Consider the following 16,970-nt stretch of genomic DNA (forward strand, 5'->3'; position numbering starts at 1 on the left):
GCGGCCTCACCAAAGGGGGAGCGCGCGAGGAACAAGGCGGACAGATCGACGAAAACGACCCCCTCCAAGCCGAGCGACGACGCATACGCCGCAGACGGCGGGCCCGGCTGAAGGCCGCCCTGCCCGGCCGCTCCCGCGGCGGCCTGACAGGCAAGATTCACCTGGCCGCCGACCGGCGCTGTCGCCCGATGGGGGGGGCCGTCCTGACCGCCGGGCAGGCCGCCGACAGCCCCCGGTTCATCCCGGTGCTGAACAAGGTACGGGTCCGCCTGCCGGTCGGCCGTCCCCGCACCCGGCCCGCAGCCGGCGACAAGGCCTACTCCTCCCGCACAAACCGCGCTCACCTGCGCAAACGCAGTGTCAAGGCCGTCATTCCGGAGAAGAGACCCGGCTGCCAACCGCAGGAAGAAGGGCAGCCGGGGCGGCAGGCCCGTCACCCACGACACCGGCCTCTACCGCGACCGCAACACAGTTGAGCGGGCCATCAACAAGATGAAGGACTGGCGGGGCATCGGTGAGGTCGAATCGGGGCGCCCTGCCGATGCCTCCACCAGTGGGTTTCCCCGAGCCGCCTCCCGACAACGGGCGGGGTTGCCTGTGGGTCGCAGCTGACGATCCGTCTCGGCAGTCAGCTGCTCATGAACGCAGGTGTACGCCCCCGCCCACAGCGCACCGCCCCACCAAGTGCCTTACGCGGTGGTGGGTCAGGCCGGGGTGTCGGCGTCCTGGGTGGAGGCCGCGAACGCCTCGGGGCCCTGCTCCACCGCCGCCGGGTCCATCCACATGACCTGCCAGCCGTGGCCGTCGAGGTCGAAGAAGCTGCGTGAGTACATGAAGCCGTAGTCCTCGGCGCCATCCGCCTCGGAGCCGCCCGCCGCGAGTGCAGTGGCGCTGACCGTATCGACCTCCTCACGGGATGACACGCTGAAGCAGTACAGCGCCAGCGTGTGCGTGGTGGGATCGGCCATCGGCAGTTTCGCGAACTGCGCGAACTTCTCATGGCTGAGCAGCATGACGAAGGCGTGCTCGCCGACCAGCATGCAGGCGGCGGTCTCGTCGGTGAAGTTCGGGTTGAAACTGAACCCGAGATCAGCGAAGAACGCCTTGCTGCGTTCCAGGTCCGCTACGGGGATGTTCACGAACAGCATGCGGCCGGGGTGTGCGGGATTCGTCATGGTGAGCTCCAGTCGGCGTCTCGATGGCGTACGTCCTGGTAGACCGGCCCGGCCGGTGGAACTCATCGGTGGCCGGTGCAGCCCACCTGCCCGGTGCCGGGGCCAAGGCGTCTGGAGGCGCGGGCAGCGTCTGTGCCGACGCCGTGCATCCGCCACCCGCCGCCGGTGGGGATGCGTCCGAGCTTCTTGATGTCGACGTGGACCATGTCGCCGACGCGGTCGTGTTCGTAGTGGATGACCTCGCGCAGTTGCTCGCCGGTGGGCGGATCGAGGTCGCGCAGCCGGTCGAGTCCCCGCCGGACGAGGATGCGGTGCACGGTGGCCGGCGCGACCGTGATGCCGTGCAGCCGTTGAAGATCGGCGGTCAGCCGGACAGGTCCGTACTTGGTCTGCCGTCGCAGTGCTTCCACCAGGTCCGCGATGTCCAGCGCGGACCGGGTCGGGCTCGTGACCGGTCGGGACGAGTGGTCGACCAGGCCGTTCTCCCCGTGCGCACGCCAGCGGCGTGTACCACTTGCCCAGGCAGTGCCACTGCTGTGCTCACTGTGCGTTCGAATCCGCCTTCTTGTCCGTCTTCATTGCTTTGCTGTCGGCGGGGGCCGCCGGTTCAGGGAGGCTGGGCAGGAGCAGGCAGAGCGGGACAGCGGCGGCGGTGAGGGCCACGCACCACCAGAACGCGTGGTCGAAGCCGTTGGCCAGGGCGCTGGGGGTGTGGGCGTCGCCGATGTTCTGCTGAAGGACGACGATGAGGATGGCGACACCCACTGCGCCGCCGATCTGCTGGGCGACGCGGGTAATGATGCTGGCGTCAGGGATCTCCTCGTGCTCCAGCCCTACGAAGGCGGAGCCCATGGGCGCGATCATGGCAGCGCCCGAGGCTGTGCCACGGATGAACAGCGCGGCCATGAGCAGGATTTCGCTGGTGTCGGCGGCGACGAAGGCGAACGGCACGGTGGATGCGGCGACGAAGGCGAAGGCCACGAGGGCCACCGCGCGGGGACCGACGCGGTCCATGTACTTGCCCGCCAGGCCGCGGGCGACGAGGGCGCCGAGTCCCTGGGGGATGAGCAGCAGTCCGGCGCCGAGTGGGGTCGCGCCGCGGACCTGCTGGAAGTACAGGGGCAGCAGCATCATCGACCCGAACAGGGAGATGCCACCGAGGAAGAGCAGGGTGGAGGACGAGGCCACCGAGCGGTGTCGGAACATCCGCACGTCAACCAGTGAGCCGGTGTCCCGGGCGAGCGCCCGGGCGATGAAGCTCCCGACCAGAGCGAGCCCGGCGAGCAGCGGGATGAGGACCTGGGCGCCGGCGAAGTCCGTGCTGCCGTCGACTTGGGAGAGGCCGTAGATGAGGGCTGCGGAACCCGGGCACAGCAGGAGCAGGCCGACACCGTCCAGGCGGGCGCGGGGGCTGTCGGGTGTGGGTCGGTCGTCGGGCAGGTTGTGCCGGGCGAGCCACATGCCGACGAGGCAGAAGGGGATGTTGACGAAGAACAGCCATCGCCAGTCGGCCAGATGGAGGATGAGACCGCCCAGGACCGGGCCGACGATCGGGCCGAGTGCCGTGGGCACCGTGATGATGGCCATGACCTTGCCGATGTTGCGGCCCTTGGCGGCCTGCATCAGCAGGGTGTACATAAGCGGCATCATGATGCCGCCTGCGAGGCCCTGGACGAGACGGAAGACGATCAAGCTCGTGGCACTCCAGGCCAGGGCGCTCAGGACCGAGCCGACCAAGAACCCGCCCAGGGCCGCGGTCCACAGGCGCCGACCGCCGATCCGTGACTGGGCCCATCCGGCGAGCGGGATGGTGATGAAGACGGCCAGCATGTAGGCAGTGCTGACCCATTGGATCGTCGACAGCGGGGCGTCGAAGTCTTTGGCCAGGTCGTTCAGGGCGACGCTGACGATGGTGGTGTCGAAGACGACGCCGAGGGCGCCGACGATGAGGGCGATCGCCATGCGCGACACAGCGGGGTCTACGCGGCCGGGATCGGCGGGGGCGGGCCCGGCCTCGTGGGAAGTGCTCACGGTCAGCGCCTTAAGATAGAGGAGTCATTCTTACTCTGCTGAAGGTAAGGCGATAGCGCAAGAAAGACAACTCTATCTACGACAGGGCGAGCGATGCCTCAGCGGCGCCGCGGTGCAGCACTGGAGAAGGCTCGGCCGGGCTGTCGACGTGCTCCGCGCGCCCCACGGGTTTGCGCGGTCCGGTTCACACAAGACCGGTGAGGGGGGCGCTGGGTTGCCAGGAGACGGGCAGGACGACGTCGACGCCGTCACGGCGGGCCAGGGGCAGCAGGCGGCTCATGGTGGTGTCGAGGTCGTCGAGCAGGTAGGGCATGGGGCGCAGTGGCCGGTCCAGGCCGGAGAAGAAGTCGTCCCAGTGCACCAGGATGACCCGCCTGGCCCCGGTCGTGACCACGACCTCGTCCCAGTAGGTGCGAAGGAACTCGACGGGCTGTTTACCCAGCATGCCGACGCCCAGGTAGATGACGTCGGCGCGGTGGCCGCGCAGCGCGCCGGGCCGGTAGTTGGCGCTGGCTTGCAGCAGCACGCGGCCGTGGGGGTGGGTGATGAGCACGGAGTAGGCGGTGCCGGTCTTCCAGGCGCCGGCGCGGGCCGGCGGGACCAGTGGCCGGTCGACGGTGCCGGGGTAGTGGTCGCCCGGGCTGTGCACGGAGTCCAGGAAGGTCAGCGTGAAGTTGCCGTAGGCCGCGGTGTCGCCGTCGCCGACCACCCGCAAGGACGATGCGGGGACTCCCAGGCCGCGCCCGATGTTGGCGGTGGAGTCCGACCCGACCAGTTCGGCGCCGGTCTCCAGCGCCCACACCGGTGCGTCGAGGGCGTGGTCGTAGTGGGAATGCGCGCACACCACAGCGGCGAGGGTGTCCACCCGCAGCCGCTCGATGGCGGCACGGACCAGCGCGCGGTTCGGGGCGATCCTGCCCATGCCCACACGCAGCATCCCTGGTCGGGTGACGAACCCGTCGCTGAGCACCGAGGTCCGCCCGTCCGACAGCAGTACCGAACTGGTGCCCAAGAAGTGAGCGCTCAGCCCCTCACCGTGCGCTGCGACGCGCTGCCGGTAAGGCAGGTAGGGCCGCAGACTGGGGCGACCGATCGGCACCTTCATACGAGCATCCTCGGACCCCGGGGGCAGGAGTGCCACCTCAGTGCCTCGTGTGCCCTCTCACGAACGGCCCATTCTGCGAAACCCGTTCGGCACGCGCTGGTGAGCCGCCGCGGGGGCCGGCCTTCTTCTCAGAGCACGCTCCCTACCCGTACTGGTGGTTTGCCATCGAGCCCCTGAACCACTCGGCCCACGCCCACGCCCACGCCCACCTCCACCTGCTGCGGCTCGGTGAACTTCGCCTGCGGACAGGCGCGTTCGTGGCAGCGGTACCGTCGGATGTGTGACAGACGGAACGTCCCGCCGGCTGCCAGCCGGCGGGACGTTCCCGCGCCCGATCCTCGACGGGCCGGTGACCGACCACTGTGAGGGCCGCGATGGCACGGAGTTCGCAGCGGGTCGTCTCGGTGCCGAAGCGCTCGGCGCCGGAGGCTACTTGAAATTGCGGACCAGTGGGGCGCCGTTCGCGGGCTTCGTGACCTTGAACGTCTTCTTGATCGTATGTTGATCGTTGTCACTGTCCACGCAGGTGACCACGGCGGTGGCGTTCGTGCCGTTCTTCGGGATCCCTGTGAGCACGACCGAGTACTCCTCGGTCTCGTCGTCACCGGGGAGTTCGTCCGAGCCGGCCTTCCCCTTGACGGGCGTCACCACGACGGTACTCGGTGTCGAATCACCGAACTTGGCGCAGCTCGCGGTTCCGCTGATGACCACCTTCACCCCTGCGGCGTGCGCAGTGCCGGACGCCACCAAGGGGACGGCGAGTGCCAGCGAGGCCACGACCGCGACGGAGCCGAGCGTCTTCCTTGTAGTGCTGCTGCAATTTCGCATTTCAGACTCCCACTGGTTGAAGACTGCTTTGCCGATGACGCCGGGCCGCGTAGGACGCAGGCCACGGCATCGACAAAGCGCATGTGCGGTGCGAACCGTCATGTGAGTTCATGCGCCTGCCACTGAGGGCCGCGCTCGACCCCGCGTGTCCGGGATGTGGGGGCCGGCTGCGCTTCGCGCCGGAGGGCGCCGAGCGCCATCGGGGAGACGGTTGACTCTGACTTCCGACGCCAACTCCCCTGCGTACTGAGTACTTCCAGAGGTCTGCCGTCCGTTAATCGACCCTAGCGAGCAGTGGGCGCAATGTCCACTTTTGACCTGCTGGGCGTAATTGACCCCTCAAGCACCGCGACAACACCGCGACAACACCGCGATGGCCAGGCAGATAGCTGAGTTCGAAAGTCGATGCCTATGGCAATCAAAGCAATTTCGTCCACAGAGGCCGATTCATCGGAAGCCACTCCCGTATCCCGCCGTCCCTGCGTGCACCGGCCCATGCCGGTCAACGTGACAGGGCCACCACACTGGGTAACCGCGTTTACGGCCTGCGCCTTGGCGACCGTGGCGGTCAACGTGAGGCAATACGAGCAGGGACCCTGTCGGGCGGCCGTGCTCGGGGCTGATGGGCCGCCGGCATTCATGGCCGGCATGAATTGCCGGGGGCTGGGCCGCCCGCACCCGGCCCCGGCACCATGAGGTGCCGGGGCCGGGTGTGCCGCTCGCCCACGGGGGTGCGGCGAGCGTTCCGTCCGGCTCGGGCGGCTACTTGAGTTCGGCGTCGGTGTAGTAGCCGCCCGCGACGAGTACGTACTCGTAGTTGGACTTGTCGACGGTGGTCGGTTGCAACAGGTAGGCGGGCACGGCCTTGACGCCGTTGTCGTAGGCCCTCCTGTTGTTCACCTTCGGCGTCTTGCCGTTGAGTATGTCGTCGGCCATCTCCGCGGCGACGCTGGCGAGTTGGCGGAGGTCCTTGTAGACGGTCTGGGACTGCTCGCCCGCGATGATCGACTTCACCGAGGCCAGCTCGGCGTCCTGGCCGGTGACGATGGGGAGGCGCTTGTTGCCGGAGCCGTAGCCGTCCTCCTTCAGCGCGTTCAGGACGCCGATGGAGATGCCGTCGTACGGCGACAGGACCGCGTCGACCTTCTTGCTGCCGTACGACTCGGAGAGGATGCCGGCCATGCGCTTCTTCGCGGTGGGTCCGTCCCAGCGCAGGGTGGTGACGTCCTTGAGCCCGGTCTGACCGGACCGGACCACCAGCTGCTTGGTGTCGATGTACGGCTGCAGCAGGTGCATCGCGCCGTCGAAGAAGTACTTGGTGTTGTTGTCGTCGGGGGAGCCGGCGAACAGCTCGATGTTGAAGGGGCCCGCGCCGTCCTCCAGGCCGAGCTTGTCGATGATGTAGCGGGCCTGGAACCGGCCGACCTGCTCGTTGTCGAAGGAGACGTAGTAGTTGACGTTCGCGGTGCCGAGGATGAGCCGGTCGTAGGAGATCACCGGGATGTCCGCGTCCGCGGCCTTCTGGAGCACGCCGTTCAGCGATCTGTTGTCGATGGCCGCGATGATCAGCGCGTCGACACCCTGCTTGATCAGGGCCTCGATCTGTGAGACCTGGGTCTTCGGGCTGTCCTGTCCGTAGACCAGCTTGGTCTGGTAGCCGTCGGCCTTCAGGTCGTTGACGACGCTCTTGCCGTCCGTGAGCCAGCGCTCGGAGGCCTGGGTCGGCATGGCGATGCCGATGGTGTCGCCCTTGGCGCTGCTCTCGGAACCGCCCCCGACGTTGTCACCGCAGGCGGACAGGGTGAGGGCGAGAGAGGCGGCTCCGGCCGTGGCGGCGAGGGCAGCTCTTCGGTTGCGCATGGGGATCGTTCCTCGTTCTTCTCGTCGTTGAGAGGACTGCGGCGTAGCGGTCGCCGGTGTCGGTGTGGGTGCCGGTGGGTAACCGGCGGGGCGGGGGGAGCAGTTGATGAGCGGGGCGGACGGCGAGCCGGGCGAGCCGTGTCCGCTTGTGGCCCCGCCGTCGGGTACCAGGACCGGACTCCGCGGAAGAGCAGGCGCCGTACGGGTGTTTCCCGGGAACCCTGGACGGACCGGAGTCGTGGTGGAGTGCGCGTCCCGTCGGAACGGAGTCGTGGTGGAGCGGTACGCCCCGCAGTGATCCGCTCGGCGACCTCGTGGATCCGCGGGCCGCTGTCAGGACCGTCGGGCCGTCGGGCCGTCGGAGCGTCGGAGCGCCTGGGCATCCCGCGCACGGCTTCAGGGGCGGTGAACAGGCGGCGGATCACGTGGAACTGACTGGCGGTCAGGTCGTTCGGCGCGTCGCACCCGTCGGTGCTCACACGCCCCGATGCCTCGTGAATCGCCGACCGGGGTGACGGTACGGCCCTGCGCCCGGGCCTCGGCGGCGCGCGGTATCGCGTCGTCGGCGCGCACCTGTACATACGCCGGGCCGCGCCGAGGCACTCCTGCCACGTATGTGCTGATTTCGGTGGCGCGCAGGGCACTTGCCTTTCAGCCGTTCGAAATACCGTCACGCGGTCGGAATAGTGGCGTGACAATAAGAGGGGGTGCGCGGGGTGTCAACGGTGCGAACGGAAACGGATCCAGAAGGTGATGGAGATCGCTTGCCCTCCCCGGCGGACCCTTTGCAGGCATGCCGGGAATTCACTCTGCAATTCCATGTTCCTGCTGGTCAATGGCGTTAACTGACCGCTTGGAGCAAAGCCGTGGCGCGTCGCTCCAAGCTGTGTGATTCCCATGGGAATCGTCCCGTCCAGGGAGCGCTTTCCAGCCAACTCAGCCGACACGCCGGTGTACTTGGTGAGAGAGGCCACCGTTTAGGGTCGTCCGGTGACGAGTAGCAGCGCGCCGCGCTCCCCTGTCCTCGACAGCGCATCCCCCGCTGCGGCACCCCGTGAGTGGCAGGACCGTCTGCGCCTGTTCGGATATGCCGGACGGCCCCGGGCCGGCATCCGCGAGCGCCTGGTTCCGCCCTTTCCTGAACCGTCGACCCGCGTATGGGAAATCACCGGCCTCGACCGCACCCGGGCGTATCCCGTCGCCAGGGCGGTCGCCAGGTCGATGGAATGGCTGGGGCCGGTACTTGTCGCCGTGCTGGCCGGGGTGATCCGCTTCTGGCGTCTCGGGCAGCCGCGGGACCTCGTCTTCGACGAGACCTACTACGCCAAGGACGCCTGGGCGCTGCTGCGGCTCGGCTACGAGGGCACCTGGCCGGACCGCAAGATCGCCGACCCGCAGCTGCTGGCGCACCCTCACGTGATCCCGCTCTCCGACACCGGGGCCTTCGTCGCGCACCCGCCGGCGGGCAAGTGGGTGATCGCCCTCGGCGAGTGGACGTTCGGTCTCACCCCGTTCGGCTGGCGCTTCATGACGGCGCTGCTGGGCACGCTGTCGGTCCTCATGCTGTGCCGGGCAGGACGCCGTCTGTTCCGGTCGACGGCGCTGGGCTGCCTGGCCGGGGCACTGATGGCGGTGGACGGACTGCACCTGGTGATGAGCCGCTTCGCGCTGCTGGACCTCGTCGTCATGTTCTTCGTGCTGGCGGCGTTCGGCTGCCTGCTGCTCGACCGCGACCACGCACGGGCCCGGCTCGCGGCAGCCCTTCCCGTGGACGCGGACGGCCACGCACGCCCCGACCGGGCCGCCGGCGCCCGCGCCGGGACGGGAGTACGTCCGTGGCGGCTCGCGGCCGGTCTCTGCCTGGGACTGGCGGCCGCGACCAAGTGGAACGGCCTGTACTTCCTCGCCTTCTTCGTGGTCCTCACCCTGCTGTGGGACGTCGGCGCCCGCCGCGTGGCGGGGGCCCGCCACCCGTACCGGGCGGTGCTGCGCAAGGACCTCGGCCCGTCGCTGCTGTCCGTCGTCCCGGTCGCCGTGGTGACCTATCTGACGACGTGGACGGGGTGGTTCCTGTCCGACAACGGCTACGGACGGCACTGGGCGGACGGCCGCGGTGGCACCTGGTCGTGGGTTCCGGCCGCGCTGCGCAGCCTGTGGCACTACGAGTACGGGGTGTACCGGTTCAACGTGGGGCTGCACACTCCGCACAAGTACGAGTCGAACCCGTGGAGTTGGCTGGTCCTCGGCCGCCCCGTGCTGTTCCACTACCAGTCGCCGAAGCCCGGGCAGGACGGGTGCGGCACGACGGGCGCCTGCTCGCAGGCGGTCCTCGCGCTGGGCACACCGCTCCTGTGGTGGACGGCGTGCTGCGCGCTCGTGTATCTGCTCTACCGGTGGGCACTGCGCCGCGACTGGCGCGCCGGCGCCGTGCTGTGCGCGGTGGCCGCCGGTTATCTGCCCTGGTTCCTGTACCAGGACCGTACGATCTTCTCCTTCTACGCGGTCGTCTTCGTGCCGTACCTGTGCCTGGCGGTGGCGATGCTGCTGGGCGCGCTGTTGGGTCCGCCGGGGGCGGGTGAGAGGCGGCGCACCCGTGGCTTGGTGGCCGCTGGTGCGCTGGTGCTGCTCATCGCCTGGAACTTCGTCTACTTCTTCCCGGTCTACACCGGGCAGACGATCCCGTACGACGACTGGCACGCGAGGATGTGGCTCGACACCTGGATCTGAGGCCGGCCCCGTTCCGGGGCAGGCCGCGCAGAGCACTTCACTTGCGCACGGTGAGGTACTGCCATACGCCCCAAGTGCCAGGTTGCCGGTGTCCTTGCCGCTGTGGACGTACTCGGCTCGCAGCGACTCGGACCCCCTGGCCTCCCGCGGCACCGCGACCGGGGTCCGTCCGCGCGGTGTTCAGCGCAGGGTGAGGGGGGTCTCGACCGCGACGCGGGTCAGCTTCTCGGGGTTGCGGACGTAGTAGATGCCGGTGATGCGGGAGTTCTCGACGCGGATCGCCATGACGCCGTCGTTCTCGCCGTCCTGGCGTACGAGGAGGGCCGGGTTGCCGTTGACCTGGGTGAGGTGAGCGGTGAGGGTCGTTTCGATCCTGCTGAGATTGCCGATGATGAAGCGGGCGACCTTGTCGGCGCCCGTGATCGGCCGTCGCGCGGCCTGTTTGATGCCGCCGCCGTCGCTCAGCATGACGACCTCGGGGGCGAGCACGTCGAGGAGGCTCTGCAGGTCGCCGGTGTCCATCGCGCGCCGGAACGACTCCAGGGCCTCCCGTGTCTCGTGCGGGGAGACCGCCTCGCGGGGACGGCGGGCATCGACGTGCTTGCGGGCGCGGTGCGCGATCTGGCGGACGGCCGCGGGGCTCTTGTCGACGGCGGCCGCGATCTCCTCGTAGCTGACGTCGAACGCCTCGCGCAGTACGAAGACGGCGCGCTCCGTCGGCGACAGCGTCTCGAGGACGAGCATCAGCGCCATCGACACGCTCTCGGCGAGCTCGGCGTCCTGGGCGACGTCCGGGACGGTGAGCAGCGGCTCGGGCAGCCAGGGGCCGACGTACGCCTCCCTGCGCCGCGCCATCGTGCGCAGCCGGTTGAGCGCCTGGCGGGTGGTGATCCGGACCAGGTAGGCGCGCGGTTCGCGTACCTGTGCCAGGTCGACGTCGATCCACCGCAGCCAGGTCTCCTGGAGGACGTCCTCGGCGTCCGCCGCCGATCCGAGCATCTCGTACGCGACCGTGAAGAGGAGGTTGCGGTGGGCGACGAACGTGTCGGTCGCCGGATCAGTGGCCTGGCCGCTCACAGTTCCCGTCCTCTCCCCCGTGATCGGCGCCGGTCGCCGGCGACCGTGCGCCTGTACGCGCGTGCGTGCGTGCGTCCACAGCGGCGTCCGTTCTTCCCCGTCACTACCGTCACTACCTCGTGGACCGGTCACTCATGCCTCACCGGGCGGACCGGGGGTCCGGGCGGCCGCGTCCGGCGTCTCGCCGTGCTTCGCCCGAAGCAGGTCCTGGCGCTTGCCGTCCTTGACCCACCCGGTGCGGACCCCGGGCCTGCGCGCCTCGTACGCCAGCTGCCGGACGGTGCTCCTGCACACGAGTTCCTTGAGCTTCGCGCCCAGCCGGCCCCCGACGTGGAGCCTGATCGCGACGTCGTTCCTGCGGGAGAACTGGAAGACGCCGACGCCACGCCCCAGGCTCAGGCACAGTCCGGCGAACCCGACCTCGACGGGCGCGGGCCGCTCACCCGCGATCCGGCTGAGCACCGTCTCGGCGGCCTGCGGGCCCAGTTGGACCGCGGCCTGGCAGCCGAACCGGAAGGGCAGGTCCGACGGCGTCACCGAATCCCCGGCCGCGACGATGCGCTCGTCGTCCACGCTGGTCAACGTCTCGTCCGTACGCAGACGGCCCAGGGCGTCGGTGCTCAGCCCGCTGCGCGCGGCCAGGTCGGGCACGCCGAAGCCGGCGGCCCAGACGGTCACCTCGCTCGGCAGCTCGCGGCCGTCGGCGAGCCGCACGGCATCGCGGGTCACCGCGGTCACCGTGGTGTCGGGGCCGTCGAGCACGCTCACGCCGAGCTCGGCCAGCCGCCGCGCGACCGTGCGCCGGCCCCGGGGGTGCAGGTACGGACCGAGCACCCCGCCGCAGACCAGGGTCACCGTACGGCCCGCCTCCGCCAGTTCGGCGGCGGTCTCGATGCCGGCCGGACCGGCGCCGACCACCGACACCGCGGCCGGTGCGGGCGCGGCGGCGAGGGCCTGCCGCAGCCGCTCCGCGTCCTCCAGGACGGCGATCGGGTAGGCGTGCTCCGCCACTCCCGGCACCCGCGGGTCGGCGCTGCCGCTGCCCACCGCGTAGATCAGGTGGTCGTAGCCGACGGAGCCGCCCGACGCGAGCTCGACGTGCCGTCCGGCCGCGTCGATCCGGGTCACGGTGTCGACGACCAGCCGGACGCCGTCGGCCAGCACCTTCGGGTAGTCGACGACCGCGTCGTCCGATCCGCCCACCAGTTGGTGCAGACGGATCCGCTCGACGAAGGTTTGGCGCGGATTGATCAGCGTCACGCTCACGTCGCCGCGCCGGGTGAGGCGATTGGCCGCCATGACGCCGGCGTATCCGCCGCCGATCACGACAACATCGGTGTTCTCGGCCATGCCGTCTCCTCGGTGGTGTCCAGAAGTACGGCCCTACGACACCGGGTCGCCGATCCGTGTGACAGCTGGGCGACGCGCTGTGGCACACGTCACTCCGGCCCGGCCGGGCGCCCCGCCGGGCCCGGCGCCGCCGGGGTGATCAGACCGGTCTCATAGGCCACGACGACGGCCTGGGCGCGGTCCCGCAGCCGGAGCTTGGCGAGGATGCGGGCCACGTGGGTCTTCACGGTGGCCTCGCTCAGACGGAAACGCGCGGCGAGTTCGGCGTTGCTCAGGCCGCTGCCGAGCGAGCGGAGGACTTCCAGCTCGCGGGGGGTGAGCACCGTCAGGTCGCGGTGCAGGGCGGCGGACGCCGCTGCCTCGCGCACGATGAAGCGTTCGACCAGGCGCCGGGTGATGGCCGGGGCGAGCAGCGCGTCCCCGGTGCGGGCGAGGCGGACGGCCGCGACCAGGTGCTCGGGGGTGACGTCCTTGAGGAGGAAGCCGCTCGCCCCGGCGGTGAGTGCCGCGTAGACGTAGCGGTCGAGATCGAAGGTGGTGAGCATGATGACGCGGGGCGGGTCGGGCAGCACCGCGCCGGAGAGGATGTGCCGGGTGGCTTCCAGGCCGTCGGTCCCGGGCATCCGGATGTCCATCAGGACCAGGTCGGGGCGGGTGCGGCGGACCGCTTCGACGGCCTGGTCCCCGTCGGCGGCCTCGGCGACGACGTCGATGCCGTCCGCCGCCAGGATCATGCTGAAGCCGGTGCGGACCAGCGCCTGGTCGTCGGCGATCACCACGCGCGGCGGCGGCTCGCTCACGTCAGCGCCTCGACCGGTATGACGGCGCGGACCTCGAAACCGCCGGTGGGGCGGCTCCCCGCGCGCAGGGTCGCCCCGTAGACGGCGAGACGTTCGTGGAGGCCGATCAGTCCTCGGCCGCCGCCGGGGCCGTCCGGCGCGGCGGACGTGCCGCCGGTGTCGGACACCTCGATGTGCACGGCGCCGGGAACGTGGTCGATGGCGACCCGCACCCGGCTGCCGACGGCGTGCTTGACCGTGTTGGTCAGCGACTCCTGCACCACGCGGTACGCGGCCAGGTCGGCGCCGACGGCGAGGGGGGCCGGGGTGCCGGTGACGGTCAGCTCGACGGGGACGCCGGTCTCGCGGATCCGGTCGGTGAGGGCGGGCACCTGGGCGAGACCGGGTTGTGGCGTCAGATCGGCCCGGGTGACCGGGCCGAGGCCCTCACCCGGCCGGTGACCGTCACCGGGGGCGCGCCCGAACCCGTCCGCTTCACCGGGCGCCTGCCCGTACCGGCGCCCCTCCGCGGGTCCGTACCCGTCACCGGGCGCATGCCCGTCACCCGGTCCGGCCCCGCCGTCGTAGCCGCCGTCGTCGTGGTCGTCGTGGTCGTCGTGGTCGTCGTGGTCGTCGTCGGTCATGGTGAGCAGGCCCATGACGTGGCGCAGTTCGGCCATCGCCGTGCGACCGCCCGCCTCGACGGCCAGCAGCGCCTGGCCATGGACGCGCTGATCGGGACGCTCACCCTCATGCTCGTCGTGGTCGCCGGCCTGGGAGTCCTCAACACGGTCGTCCTCGACACGCGCGACCGCGTCCACGACCTCGGCGTCCTCAAGGCCCTCGGCATGGCCCCCCGCCAGACGGTGACCATGGTCGTCACCTCGGTCGCCGGAATCGGCCTGGTGGCCGGCGCGGTGGCGGTCCCGGCCGGGGTGGCACTGCACCGGTACGTCACGCCGATGATGGGCGACGCCGTCGGCATGACCCTGCCCGCCTCGGACATCGCCGTCTACGAGCCGCCCGCGCTGGCTCTGCTCGCCCTGGGCGGGCTGGCCATCGCGGTCGCGGGTGCCCTGCTCCCGGCCGGCTGGGCCGCCAGGACGGCCACCGCGACCGCCCTGCGCACCGAGTGACCACGTGACCGCGTGAACAGGTCCTGTCCGCCCGCCGCGCCGCCGTTTCGCGCTCGCACCCGCTCGCGGGTGACGGCACCCTTGACCGGCAGCCGGGTCGGGCACCATTGCTTCAGGTACCCCCAGGGGGTATACAGGAGGCATGGACCACGACCAGAAACAGGACCAGCACCACAACCTGCACCACGAGCACGGCTCCCCGGCGGGGCACCACGGTGGGGGCGCCTCCTGGACGATGGCGGTGCGGGCGACGCTGCACTGTCTGACCGGCTGCGCCATCGGCGAGATCCTCGGGATGGCCGTCGGTACCGCCCTCGGCTGGGGCAATGTGCCGACGATGGTCGCCGCGATCGTTCTCGCGTTCCTGTTCGGCTACTCCCTCACCCTGTTCGGGGTGCGCCGGGCCGGACTGGACCTCCGGGCCGCCGTCAAGGTGGCGCTGGCCGCCGACACCGTGTCAATCGCCGTGATGGAACTGGTCGACAACGGCATCGTCGCTCTCACGCCGGGCGCGATGGAGGCCCAGTTGTCGGACGGTCTCTTCTGGGCGACCCTGCTGGGCGGCTTCGTGGTCGCCTTCCTGATCACCACGCCCGTGAACAAGTGGATGATCGGCCGCGGAAAGGGCCACGCCGTCGCCCACGCCGGGCACGCCTGACGTCCCTGGCCGCCGCCTGTCCCCCGGGCTCGGCGGACAGCCCGCCGGGCGCCAACTCCCGCACTGGTGTGTCCCCTCATGGGGAAAACCGCAGGTGGGCAGATGGCGGTCGTGACCCCGTTGGTGCGGTCGGCGTTCCTCGTGAACGCCGTGTACACCGAGTCGAGCCGCGCCCACGGCATCACTCCGCAACAGGGCCAACTGCTGTGCACTCGGACCGGACGCGACGAACGGCGCCGCGATGCTCCTCACCTCACCCACCCCGCCACCCCATCCCGACCTGAAGATCCCGTCGCCATGGGAAACGAGCACCACCCGCGAAGGTCACGCATTCGACGCAAGAACGTCAGTTCCCCACCGAGAACCAGCCCCACAGCCGAGGCGCGCGACACGACACCGACCATCGAACTCGTGGAGATGCTGGGGCTCGGCAGGTCGAGCCTGACGGGGCTCGTGGACCGGACGGCCCAGCGCGGACTGGTCCGGCGCGAGCCGGATCCGCGGGACGGGCGGGCCGTACGTGTCGGCCTCACCGAGGCGGGCGACCGGCTCCACGCTCACTCCCGCTCACCAGAACGCTCTTGAACGCACTCCAGCGGCAACAGCTCAGAACCCCTGCGCGAGGGTGTGGCCGTCCGTACCCGCCTCAAACACCTGACCGCGGACGATGAGAAGGTGCTGCGCCTGATGGGTGCGCATCTGGGGTCGTTGGCTTCGAGGGATCTCAAGGCGCGTTGCCGGGACGGTGTGTCGCATTCCGGGGAGGCGTGGGCGGTGCGTAAGCGGGAGCTGACGCCGCTGTCGTCGTCGCGCTGGGCGGGCAGCATCACCAAGGCCACGCATGACCAGTGGGCGCTGGCCCGACGCTGCCAGCTCGCGCACATCCAGAACCTGGAAGCCGGTATTCGCACTGTCGAGGACCGGCTGTCGCTGCCGGTCGGGCAGAAGGGGACGAAGAAGGCGCCCGGGGGTTACCGGTCCCAGCGGGAATGGCATGCCAAGTCCCGGCGGCTGCGGGTACTTCAGGACCGGGTGACTGCCGCGCGGGCCGACCGCGAGGCCGGCATCGTCCACGTCGTACGCGGCGGCAAACGTCTGGCCCGCACCCGCCACCACCTGGACGCCGCTCAGCTCACGGAGTCCGTGTGGCGCGGGCGGTGGGAGGCCGAGCGCTGGTTCTGCCAGGCCGACGGCGAGTCCGGCAAACGCTACGGCAACGAGACCATCCGTATCAGTCCCGACGGCGAGGTGAGCCTCAAGCTGCCCGCACCGCTCGCGTATCTGGCCAACGCCCCGCACGGGCGGTATGTCCTCGTCTGCAAGGTCACGTTCGCGCACCGGGGCGAGGAGTGGGCGGATCGTGTCGCGGCCAACCGGGTGGTCGCCTACCGCATCCACCTGGATACCGGCCGGGACCGCTGGTATGTGACCGCCTCCTGGCAGATCCCGCCCACCCCGACCCACCCCATCGAGGCCGCGCTCGCCCACGGTGTGATCGGCGTGGACATGAACGCCGATCACCTTGCCGCCTGGCACCTGGACGTCCACGGCAACCCGACCGGCAGCCCGCGCCGCTTCTTCTACGACCTCACCGGCACCGCCGAACACCGTGACGCGCAGGTCCGCCACGCCCTCACCCGCCTCCTGCACTGGGCCCGTACCTGCGAGGTGCGGGCGATCGCGGTCGAGGACCTGGACTTCACTGCCGAGAAAACCCGGGAGAAGCACGGCCGCAGGAAGCGTTTTAGGCAGCTGATCTCCGGCATGCCCACCGGGAAACTCCGTGCCCGATTGTCTTCGATGGCCGATCAGACAGGCATCGCGGTCATCGCCGTGGACCCGGCCTACACCAGCCGCTGGGGCGCCCAGCACTGGCAGAAACCACCACCAGCACCACCCGTAAGACCACTCGCCATGATGCTGCTGCCGTGGCGATCGGAAGGCGCGCCCAGCAACACCCGATCCGGCGACGGACGGCACCGCCCCCCACCACACCGGAGTGATGCGGTGGGGCATCGGACCGTCCAGGCCGGACTGGGGGTTGCTGGGCGTGAGGGAACCCGCCCCCGCATTCCCGGACCACGGACACGATCCGTCGGCGCCGGACGCGGAGCGAACGCGGGCAACCAGAACGCCCAACACCGTCCGGGGCGTTCGGCCGAGCATGAGACCTGGCAACAGGACTCACTCCCGCTCAGTCTTCAGGAACGGTTCTACGACGAGACGTGCCGCCGCGTCGAGAAC

Annotated in this window: 12 protein-coding genes and 4 pseudogenes; 6 read left to right on the plus strand and 10 right to left on the minus strand. The window is 70.2% G+C overall.

The genetic code is table 11. From position 1 onward, the window contains the following. Positions 1 to 513, plus strand: a pseudogene (locus tag ACFWBB_RS05930) (transposase); the annotation flags it as partial. 191 nt (positions 514 to 704) lie between these two features. Here ACFWBB_RS05930 and ACFWBB_RS05935 read toward each other — a convergent pair. From ACFWBB_RS05935 to chvE, 6 genes are all read right to left on the minus strand, one after another. Continuing rightward, complete coding sequence (locus ACFWBB_RS05935; RefSeq protein WP_385267502.1) at positions 705 to 1,175, minus strand: VOC family protein; 471 nt, start codon at positions 1,173 to 1,175, stop codon at positions 705 to 707. A 62-nt stretch (positions 1,176 to 1,237) separates the two neighbouring features. Beyond that, on the minus strand, positions 1,238 to 1,732 hold the full coding sequence (locus ACFWBB_RS05940) for a helix-turn-helix domain-containing protein (RefSeq protein WP_385267777.1): 495 nt from the start codon (positions 1,730 to 1,732) through the stop codon (positions 1,238 to 1,240). Continuing rightward, complete coding sequence (locus tag ACFWBB_RS05945; RefSeq protein ID WP_385267779.1) at positions 1,716 to 3,137, minus strand: MDR family MFS transporter; 1,422 nt, start codon at positions 3,135 to 3,137, stop codon at positions 1,716 to 1,718. The genes ACFWBB_RS05940 and ACFWBB_RS05945 overlap by 17 nt, the downstream gene beginning before the upstream one ends. Before the next feature lie 253 nt (positions 3,138 to 3,390). Next, positions 3,391 to 4,311, minus strand: a complete 921-nt coding sequence (locus tag ACFWBB_RS05950; RefSeq protein WP_385267505.1) for an MBL fold metallo-hydrolase — start codon at positions 4,309 to 4,311, stop codon at positions 3,391 to 3,393. Between the two features lie 429 nt (positions 4,312 to 4,740). After that, a complete protein-coding gene (locus tag ACFWBB_RS05955; RefSeq protein ID WP_385267508.1) occupies positions 4,741 to 5,139 on the minus strand; it encodes a hypothetical protein in 399 nt (132 codons plus the stop codon). A gap of 762 nt (positions 5,140 to 5,901) precedes the next feature. Beyond that, a complete protein-coding gene (chvE, locus tag ACFWBB_RS05960) occupies positions 5,902 to 6,999 on the minus strand; it encodes a multiple monosaccharide ABC transporter substrate-binding protein (RefSeq protein ID WP_385267510.1) in 1,098 nt (365 codons plus the stop codon). 990 nt (positions 7,000 to 7,989) lie between these two features. Between chvE and ACFWBB_RS05965 the strand changes: the two genes are divergently transcribed. Further along, a complete protein-coding gene (locus ACFWBB_RS05965; RefSeq protein WP_385267513.1) occupies positions 7,990 to 9,726 on the plus strand; it encodes a dolichyl-phosphate-mannose--protein mannosyltransferase in 1,737 nt (578 codons plus the stop codon). Positions 9,727 to 9,906: 180 nt separating this feature from the next. On the opposite strand, the gene ACFWBB_RS05970 is transcribed toward ACFWBB_RS05965, so the two are convergent. The 4 genes and pseudogenes from ACFWBB_RS05970 to ACFWBB_RS05985 form a co-directional block, all read right to left on the minus strand. Continuing rightward, positions 9,907 to 10,803 carry an RNA polymerase sigma-70 factor gene (locus ACFWBB_RS05970; protein ID WP_385267516.1) on the minus strand — a complete coding sequence of 299 codons (897 nt, stop codon included), beginning with the start codon at positions 10,801 to 10,803 and terminating at the stop codon, positions 9,907 to 9,909. Positions 10,804 to 10,935: 132 nt separating this feature from the next. Next, entirely contained in the window at positions 10,936 to 12,153 is a 1,218-nt protein-coding gene (locus tag ACFWBB_RS05975) for an NAD(P)/FAD-dependent oxidoreductase (protein ID WP_385267519.1), read from the minus strand. An 89-nt stretch (positions 12,154 to 12,242) separates the two neighbouring features. Then, positions 12,243 to 12,953, minus strand: a complete 711-nt coding sequence (locus tag ACFWBB_RS05980) for a response regulator (RefSeq protein ID WP_385267522.1) — start codon at positions 12,951 to 12,953, stop codon at positions 12,243 to 12,245. Beyond that, positions 12,950 to 13,654: pseudogene (locus tag ACFWBB_RS05985) on the minus strand (sensor histidine kinase); the annotation flags it as partial. The pseudogene ACFWBB_RS05985 and the gene ACFWBB_RS05980, both read right to left, overlap by 4 nt. Here ACFWBB_RS05985 and ACFWBB_RS05990 point away from each other — a divergent pair. From ACFWBB_RS05990 to ACFWBB_RS06005, 4 genes and pseudogenes are all read left to right on the plus strand, one after another. Next, positions 13,649 to 14,068: pseudogene (locus tag ACFWBB_RS05990) on the plus strand (FtsX-like permease family protein); the annotation flags it as partial. The pseudogenes ACFWBB_RS05985 and ACFWBB_RS05990 overlap by 6 nt on opposite strands. 142 nt (positions 14,069 to 14,210) lie before the next feature. Then, positions 14,211 to 14,726, plus strand: coding sequence for a DUF4396 domain-containing protein (locus tag ACFWBB_RS05995; RefSeq protein ID WP_385267524.1), 516 nt, complete (start codon positions 14,211 to 14,213; stop codon positions 14,724 to 14,726). A gap of 102 nt (positions 14,727 to 14,828) precedes the next feature. Beyond that, positions 14,829 to 15,311, plus strand: a complete 483-nt coding sequence (locus tag ACFWBB_RS06000) for a MarR family transcriptional regulator (RefSeq protein WP_385267526.1) — start codon at positions 14,829 to 14,831, stop codon at positions 15,309 to 15,311. Between the two features lie 30 nt (positions 15,312 to 15,341). After that, positions 15,342 to 16,916: pseudogene (locus ACFWBB_RS06005) on the plus strand (IS200/IS605 family accessory protein TnpB-related protein); the annotation flags it as partial. Positions 16,917 to 16,970: the final 54 nt, after the last annotated feature.

Source organism: Streptomyces sp. NPDC060000 (genome assembly GCF_042737375.1).
In the GTDB taxonomy this organism is placed as follows: Bacteria; Actinomycetota; Actinomycetes; order Streptomycetales; family Streptomycetaceae; genus Streptomyces.

What these genes read in the sequence shown, in the direction of transcription:
- ACFWBB_RS05975 (WP_385267519.1), bottom strand. Translation starts at nt 12,153, where the DNA reads ATGGCCGAGAACACCGATGTTGTCGTGATCGGCGGCGGATACGCCGGC.
- ACFWBB_RS06000 (WP_385267526.1), top strand. Translation starts at nt 14,829, where the DNA reads ATGGCGGTCGTGACCCCGTTGGTGCGGTCGGCGTTCCTCGTGAACGCC.
- ACFWBB_RS05995 (WP_385267524.1), top strand. Translation starts at nt 14,211, where the DNA reads ATGGACCACGACCAGAAACAGGACCAGCACCACAACCTGCACCACGAG.
- ACFWBB_RS05950 (WP_385267505.1), bottom strand. Translation starts at nt 4,311, where the DNA reads ATGAAGGTGCCGATCGGTCGCCCCAGTCTGCGGCCCTACCTGCCTTAC.
- chvE (WP_385267510.1), bottom strand. Translation starts at nt 6,999, where the DNA reads ATGCGCAACCGAAGAGCTGCCCTCGCCGCCACGGCCGGAGCCGCCTCT.
- ACFWBB_RS05945 (WP_385267779.1), bottom strand. Translation starts at nt 3,137, where the DNA reads ATGGCGATCGCCCTCATCGTCGGCGCCCTCGGCGTCGTCTTCGACACC.
- ACFWBB_RS05935 (WP_385267502.1), bottom strand. Translation starts at nt 1,175, where the DNA reads ATGACGAATCCCGCACACCCCGGCCGCATGCTGTTCGTGAACATCCCC.
- ACFWBB_RS05955 (WP_385267508.1), bottom strand. Translation starts at nt 5,139, where the DNA reads ATGCGAAATTGCAGCAGCACTACAAGGAAGACGCTCGGCTCCGTCGCG.